Raw genomic sequence first — 7,505 nt, forward strand, 5'->3', positions numbered from 1 at the left:
ACCGGTTTTTATTGGTCAACAGCCGTTAAGGTTATTTAAGATGCGTCTGCCGTGAGCGAAAGAGCCATGATTGCTCCCGCAGTAGAACTTCGTGGCATATCCCTTGCGGCGGAGCAGCGACGGAAGAGCATCAACCGTGTTGTTCTCATAGGGAGACCCCATATAAATAAAAGGCTCGAACATAGGAAAGCCACCAAGGATGGCCGCCATACCTTCGTTGCTGCGACGTCCGGTGGTAAAATTATATCGCACAACGAGCGACTGCCCAGAGATCGAGTCAAGAAACGGCATCAATCCCCTCGGTTTGGCTTCGGGAGCATTGTCGAGACGATCGATCCAATGCTGACCGCCGCTCTCAATCACGATAAGCATGACATTCCGCATCGACATGGATCCGGCATCCGCAACAGGGACTCTGACCGACGAACGCAGGCTCGCCAGCTCCTTCTCGGAAAAATACACCAAGGCCTCCACAGGCTTCTCCTTCAACGAATGCAAAAGATTGAAAGGCGTGTTGAGCACCACGTTCATCTCGCTTAGCCGCTCCACTCCCCGGGCCGCGTCAGCAGGTTTAAGCCCCTTTCCGGAGAAACTCAGACGACCGCGCATGCAGAGCACGAGCAATGCTGCCACAAACAGAAACATGCCGGCACGCATGCACCATGCCAGCACCGGCGATTTGACCGAAGGAAGCCCCTCCGGCTCTACCCTGCGGTAAAGCCATACCATCAGCGCCAACGTCAGGGCGGAAAGCAGGAAGGCCCACCAGTAAGCACCGGCGTATGACAGGAATATTCCCCCGAGATTTGGATCTGTAAAGAAGCTTCTTATGGCGGCGAAGCGCAGACGCGAGCCTTGGAAAGGAAACATAGCCACGTCGGCCATGTTGACACACAGCATAAGACCGTTGGTTATATAATAGACCGCATCGGAGGCCCGCAGCCATCCACGCGAGGCCGCAAAAGGAACGGGAAGAAAGCGCATTACCATGAACAGCGCATTGAAATAGGCCCATGCCGAGAGATCGAACGGCACACCCTGCCACATAAGCCTAATCAAGCTGCCAAAGGCCGCACCCGTCAAATCAACGTTATGATAAAAGAACGCCACCCTCGACCCCCACAGCAACAGAAGGGCGACCAATGACTGCCATAACGTGGCAAGCCATATGTTGCATCGTATTCGTCTCATAGCAAAATGTATGTCCACAATCAGAACCGCGCACCCACGGTCAGCGACAACGACATATTGGAGTTAAAGAAAGTATAGGCGTCGCCCAGATACAGTCCTCCGTCGAAACGTCCCGTAAGAGAAGAGAAAAGAGCCTTATGGTTGTAGACAAACGAGAACAGCACCTTTATGTTGGTCGAGAACATGTCCTTGCGCCCGTCGGAACTTTCACGGAAAAGATGCTTGTAGCCCAAAGCCGGCAGCGCGGTTATATTGAACAGCCAGCGCCTCGGATGAAGCACGCAATTATAGCCATAGCCTATTATGACATTATAGTCGGCATAATTGAATTTATAGTTCATACGACCGTCAGGCACAAACTCAAGCATTTCCTCCGGCAAGGAACTGAAATCGATATGCACGTCCTGACGCTCATAATTGAACCCGCATATCAGCGTTCCGGAACTTTTCAACTGGTACTTGCTGTAACAGTAAGCAGCCGCATGGGAATAATGACGGTGGTTGAAGAAATAATATCCGTCGATCGTGGTCGATTTCTGCCTTACGTCATTGAAATCCTGCGATATATGATGGCCGTTGTTGTATTTCCCGAAACGCATTATAGTCACTCCGCCCGATGTCGACTGCCGTGAATAGCGCAAGGTGAACAAGGCACATGTGAAGTTCCAGTCGAAATTCCTACGTTGAGCCACGGGGTGATGAAACAGCTCGTTGGCATTAAAGGTGTAGCTCAGACCTACTGCCATGAAGTTTATGCTCGGGCCCAAGTCGCTATAGACGTCACTGAACATACGCACGTTAAGGTTCTCGGGGAAAAACATGGCATAGGTCTGTACCCAATTATGACTGTTAAGGTACAGCTTCCAGTTTTTACCCGTGCCGACCACATAATCAGGATCGTAGCTGTTGAACGTGCGGTCACCCCAATTGTAAACTTTAAGACAGAAGCGCATGAATTTCGGATAGTTCATCCCCGGATCGTTGATTCTGAATCCATTGGCGAATAACTGCTTCACCCAATTTTCCCGATAATAGTCAGCCCCCCACTCAGGATGTGCGATAGCGGCACACCGGCTTTCATCCGAAAGCGTATCGCCTGTGCACACGTCGTCCGTGGCATAAGAACCGGCAGACTCCTGCAACATAACCGCGCATGAGTCCGGCGACATGCCTGTTTCGGAAGCATGAACAAACTGACCGGCAGCCATCACCGCCAGACATCCCGCAATTATACCTCTGATTGTGGGGTGAAACATAGCCATATAATAATGGTGCAAAATTAAGGAATTTTGCACCATTATTCAAATCATTAATTTTTAGTACTGTCCTGATTGTTGCATTTGATGGTCATTACGGACAATCAATACATCGGGGTGAATGGAGCGTGCTTCTTCAGGAGCCGTGTAGCATCACCGACCACATCGTAGGTCTTGCTGACGTCAATCCTGAGCACAGGGGCACCGGGACGCAGATCCACCTTCTTCAAATCGACGTAGAACAGCCCGAGATTATCCACCATCTCAAAACCATAGATTTTATCGCGTATGTCAGAGTAAGAACGCCATTGGGTCGACGATACCTCAGGCGATGTCTCCACCGTGTAATGAAATGGCACGGAGACATTGGCCATGATAGAGCGCGTTATTGCCAGCCCCTCGCGGAAATCATTGGTACGCTCCACATTCTTGTCGAAGAAAGAGCCTCTTACGAATCTGTCGGGACTTGTCACGGTGCCAGGCAGCATATGTACTCCGCCTATCGCTTCCCAATAGTCGTTGATAGCCGTGATAGCCGGATAATTGGGAAGGTTGGTAAGTACCGGTATATCCTGTCCTTCGTATATCTTTATGTCGCCGTCCTCAAACTCCACTATGGCACTCTTTCCCGTAGCATCTGTGATTCCCCAATGCAGAGCCGAGACAGTACCGCCGTCGAAAGTAGCTCCCCCGATAGAGAAATCACGTTCACGCAATACACGAACCACCTCATCGGTGGTGGCATTCATGTCAAGAAGCCAACCTACAAAAACGGCAAGCGATATGGCCGGCATATCCTTGCTCGACTCGTTATTATAAACCGCTCCCTTGCAGAAAAGCGAGTTGATGACCAAACCCTTTTCGTTCATCCCTTCGGTGATGCCTCCGTCGTAGCTCACTGCATACACAGCTCCGTACTTCGAAGTCCACTTGACGGAATTAGGAGTGACATTGCCAACCTTGGACATTCCGGCAGGATATACATAGACATTCGTGGGGATAGGAGTTTTCCAGTCAAGCGATCTCCCCACGATCCGGAGCACGCTGTCGGGAGAAGCCGCCGTGGTGTCACCTACGTAAAGGATACGCGAACATGCGTCAGCCTCAGTAACAGAAGCCGATAAAGCCACAAGAGCGGCACACAGAAGCATAATACGATATTTCATATCTCTCGTTGTTTTTATGTTTATTCCATTGTATTCATAACACAAGACTTTATGCTATGGTTCTTTGCATAATCCATTACTTACAACCGTGGCGCCCTCGTGCCGCCCCGATTATTGAAAAAAATTTAAACTATATTTAAAGTTTATTGAACATTTATATAACTTTGCAGATATAAACCGCCTTGCGGGCACGGAGAGGGGATGCGATACTCTCCACCTGCCCACGGCAATAGCCAACATTCCTTTAAGGTAATGAACTATACACTTTTAGACTTTTTAGCTCTCCTCGGCTCGGTAGGCCTGTTCCTCTATGGAATGAAGGTCATGAGCGAAGGCCTCCAGAAGGCCGCCGGCGACCGCCTGCGCAACATCCTGTCCGCAATGACCCGCAACCGCTTCACGGGGCTGCTCACAGGCATTCTCATAACGGCATTGATCCAAAGTTCGTCGGCCTCCACCGTAATGGTCGTCAGCTTCGTCAACGCAGGCCTGATGACACTTGGCCAGTCGATGGCGGTTATATTCGGCGCCAACGTGGGCACGACTTTCACGGCCTGGATAATAGCCCTGTTCGGATTCAAGGTAGACACGTCGGTATTCATCCTCCCGCTCATAGCATGCGCTGTACCGTTGCTTTTCTGCAGTTCGTCGCGCAAGAAATCGATCGGCGAATTCATAATAGGCTTCTGCTTCCTGTTCATGGGACTAAACATGATCAGCGACTACGTGCCAGACCTGCAAAGCAATCCCGAGATGTTCGCATTCCTGGAACATTACGCGTCGATGGGATTCCTGTCAGTGCTTTTGTTCCTTTTCGTCGGCATAATAATAACGGCCATAATCCAGTCGTCGGCGGCCACATTCGCCATAGTGCTCATCATGTGTACCAAAGGCTGGATAACGTTTGATCTCGCCTGCGCCGTGGTACTCGGCTCCAACATAGGCACAACCATCACCCCGTTGCTCGCCTCGATGAGCGGAAACGTCGCAGCCAAGCGCACTGCAATGGGTCACCTGCTCTTCAACCTGTTCGGCATAATATGGACTCTCGCCATATTCTACCCGTTCGTAAGGCTCAACGTAGACATCACAGAATGGCTCGGACAAGGCAATCCCGACGGGATGTACGACTTCGTGAACAATCTCGAAGCCACAGATCCCGCTACTTACAATCTTCTCGTAGGCAACTCGCTCCCTGCCGAACATCCCGTTCTCGCACAGGTGGCAGGCATGCAGTTCAGTGTGTCGTTCGGCCTGTCGATGTTCCATACCGTATTCAACCTCGTCAACGTATGTATCATGATATGGCTCACCGGACTGTACGTGAAGATCGTGGAGAAACTCGTGCCCGCCAAGCACAAGGAGGACGAGGAATTCCAGCTCAAGTTCATCTCCGGCGGTCTGCTCAGCGCCTCCGAGCTTAACATCGCCCAGGCAGAGAAGGAACTCGCCGTCTACGCACAACGCGTGCAGCGCATGATCGACATGGCCCAGCAGCTCGTGCATGCCAAGGAAAAGAGCGAGGAATTCTCACAGCTTTACTCCCGACTTGAAAAATACGAAGAGATATCCGACCGCATGGAGATTGAAATCGCCAATTACCTCAACCGATGTGCGGAAGGGCGTCTCTCCAACGAGGGCAAGCTGCATATAGCGGCCATGCTAAATATAGTCAGCGAAATAGAAAGCATCGCCGACTGCTGCTACGGATGCGCAAAAATCCTTATACGCAAACAAGAGAGCGGGGTAGAGTTCAACGACACGATCCTCGCCAACATCGACACGATGTTCGCCTATCTCAAAGAAGCCATGTCCGACATGCTCGTACTGATCGGAGACGTAGAGAAAGTGCGCGAAGTCGACATCATACGCTCCTATAACAAGGAACGCGAAATCAACAACCTGCGCAACCAGTATCGCGCAAAGAATGTGGAGAGCATCAACGACCATATCTACGAATATCAGGCAGGCATCTATTATATGGATATAATCAACGATCTGGAGAAGATGGGCGACTATGTGATCAATGTCGTGGACACAATCCGCGACCACTTCCGCAAACGTGTAATATAGACCACCGGGAGGCTGTCAGGAATATGGCGGTGTGCGAATCAGGCATACCGCCGTTTTTATATCCCCTGGTCACAGCGCCCGCTATGAACGCGTCCATACTTACCGCAGCATCATGCCGGTGTTTTTACAGTCTTATGACAAAATAATCCTTAATCGGTGACATATATTTTACAATATAAATACCGGTAACATCATAAAGACAATGCTGCTACAATGTAATGACATCTCAACATAATATAAAAATATTTACATACCTTTATTCAAAGATTAATGATACGTTATCACATTAGCTACACGATTATAAACACTCTCCCATTCATGAATAATGGCAGAACACTCACTACATAAAATCTCTACTCCTGACAGCAGGATACTGATTGCCGACGAGGACCTATTCGCCTGCGACCTGATGCAGTATTCCCTCGAGAACGAGGGATACAAGGTAGAGGTGTTCCATTCTGCAAAAGACGCCATGGAGAAGAATCTTGCCGGATACAGCTTGTTCATAATCGATATGAACCTCGGCGACTCATCGGGCATAAAACTCGCATATCATCTTAAGCAGAACAAAGCCACCGCACGAATCCCGCTGATATTCTGCTCGTCTCCTGACGGCGATGTCATTGGCGGACTGGATTTCGGAGCCGACGACTACATGCTTAAGCCTTTCTCGATGCGCGAGATGACCGCCCGTGTAAACGCATTATTGCGACGTTGCAGAATAGGTGCTGCCCTCACAGAACATTCGGACAGACCGGCCATGATAAGTCATAACAGCCTCACGATGAACCTGCGCGAACGCACCACTTTCATCGACAACGAGCCGGTAAAACTCGGCCGTGATGAATACAGTCTGCTTGAATTCCTTCTCAGCCACAAGAACCGCATATTCGATGCCGACGAAATCTACGACAACGCATGGCCCGAAAAAGACACGGTAAGCGAGCTATATATAAACAACGTCCTCGACCGACTACGGACAAAACTCGGACGATACGCACATTACCTTGTGACACGCTACGGCTACGGATATGGTTTCATCCAATAATCACAACCTTCCGCAGCCTCTGCCCGCGTGCAACAGCACAGGTGTGAGTGAAGCCGGATGTGACGAAGCCGGACGCGGATGCCTCGCAGGCCCGGTATATGCCGCTGCGGTGATTCTTCCCGACGGATTCAGCCATCCATGGCTAAACGATTCCAAACAGCTCTCGGAGGCACGTCGCGACAAGATGCGTGCTATAATCGAAAGCGAGGCCACCGCATGGGCGGTAGCGTCCGTAAGCGCCGAGGAAATCGACCGCATAAACATACTGCAGGCCTCCATTCTCGCCATGCACCGTGCACTCGACATGCTTTCAGTGCGCCCGGGCGCGGTAATAATCGACGGAAACCGCTTCAAGCCTTACGGCACTATACCCTGGACGACATTCGTGAAAGGTGACGGACGCTTCGCCAATATCGCGGCGGCCTCCGTCCTTGCCAAGACACACCGCGACGAAGAGATGCGACGGCTGCATCAACTTTACCCACATTACGGATGGGATATCAACAAAGGATATCCGACCAAGGCACACCGTGCCGCAATATCAGCCTACGGCCCGTCGCCATTGCACCGCATGTCGTTCCGGCTCCTCGACACTCAGCTCACACTCTTTTAGAGGGCTGTCCGAACAATCCCGCAGACAACAATCGTACGGAGCATACAGAGAGCACAGAAAAATCAGATTCTGTGCCTTGATTTCTGTGCTCTCCGTGTAATTAAATATATTACTGTCCGCTAAACTTTAGAGGGCGATTGAAAAATAGGACCGATTCC

Annotated in this window: 6 protein-coding genes; 3 read left to right on the forward strand and 3 right to left on the reverse strand. The window is 50.6% G+C overall.

The features are described from left to right. Nucleotides 1-15: 15 nt before the first annotated feature. The 3 genes from QZ303_RS10425 to QZ303_RS10435 all read right to left on the reverse strand — a co-directional run bounded on the left by QZ303_RS10425 (nt 16) and on the right by QZ303_RS10435 (nt 3,613). A complete protein-coding gene (locus tag QZ303_RS10425) occupies nt 16-1,191 on the reverse strand; it encodes a sulfatase-like hydrolase/transferase (protein ID WP_295732499.1) in 1,176 nt (391 codons plus the stop codon). A 20-nt stretch (nt 1,192-1,211) separates the two neighbouring features. Further along, nucleotides 1,212-2,453 (reverse strand): DUF4421 domain-containing protein, encoded by a 1,242-nt coding sequence (locus QZ303_RS10430; protein ID WP_295732501.1) that lies wholly within the window; start codon nt 2,451-2,453, stop codon nt 1,212-1,214. Nucleotides 2,454-2,551: 98 nt separating this feature from the next. Further along, nucleotides 2,552-3,613 (reverse strand): linear amide C-N hydrolase, encoded by a 1,062-nt coding sequence (locus tag QZ303_RS10435; RefSeq protein ID WP_295732503.1) that lies wholly within the window; start codon nt 3,611-3,613, stop codon nt 2,552-2,554. Between the two features lie 252 nt (nt 3,614-3,865). On the opposite strand from QZ303_RS10435, the gene QZ303_RS10440 reads away from it, so the two are divergent. The 3 genes from QZ303_RS10440 (at nt 3,866) to QZ303_RS10450 (ending at nt 7,347) form a co-directional block, all read left to right on the forward strand. After that, nucleotides 3,866-5,686 carry a Na/Pi cotransporter family protein gene (locus tag QZ303_RS10440; protein ID WP_295732505.1) on the forward strand — a complete coding sequence of 607 codons (1,821 nt, stop codon included), beginning with the start codon at nt 3,866-3,868 and terminating at the stop codon, nt 5,684-5,686. A gap of 325 nt (nt 5,687-6,011) precedes the next feature. Next, entirely contained in the window at nt 6,012-6,734 is a 723-nt protein-coding gene (locus tag QZ303_RS10445) for a response regulator transcription factor (protein ID WP_295732507.1), read from the forward strand. After that, a complete protein-coding gene (locus tag QZ303_RS10450; protein ID WP_295732509.1) occupies nt 6,718-7,347 on the forward strand; it encodes a ribonuclease HII in 630 nt (209 codons plus the stop codon). Before QZ303_RS10445 ends, QZ303_RS10450 begins: the two co-directional genes overlap by 17 nt. The last annotated feature ends 158 nt before the right edge of the window (nt 7,348-7,505 follow it).

It is taken from the genome of uncultured Muribaculum sp. (assembly GCF_910583865.1).
In the GTDB taxonomy this organism is placed as follows: domain Bacteria; phylum Bacteroidota; class Bacteroidia; order Bacteroidales; family Muribaculaceae; genus Muribaculum.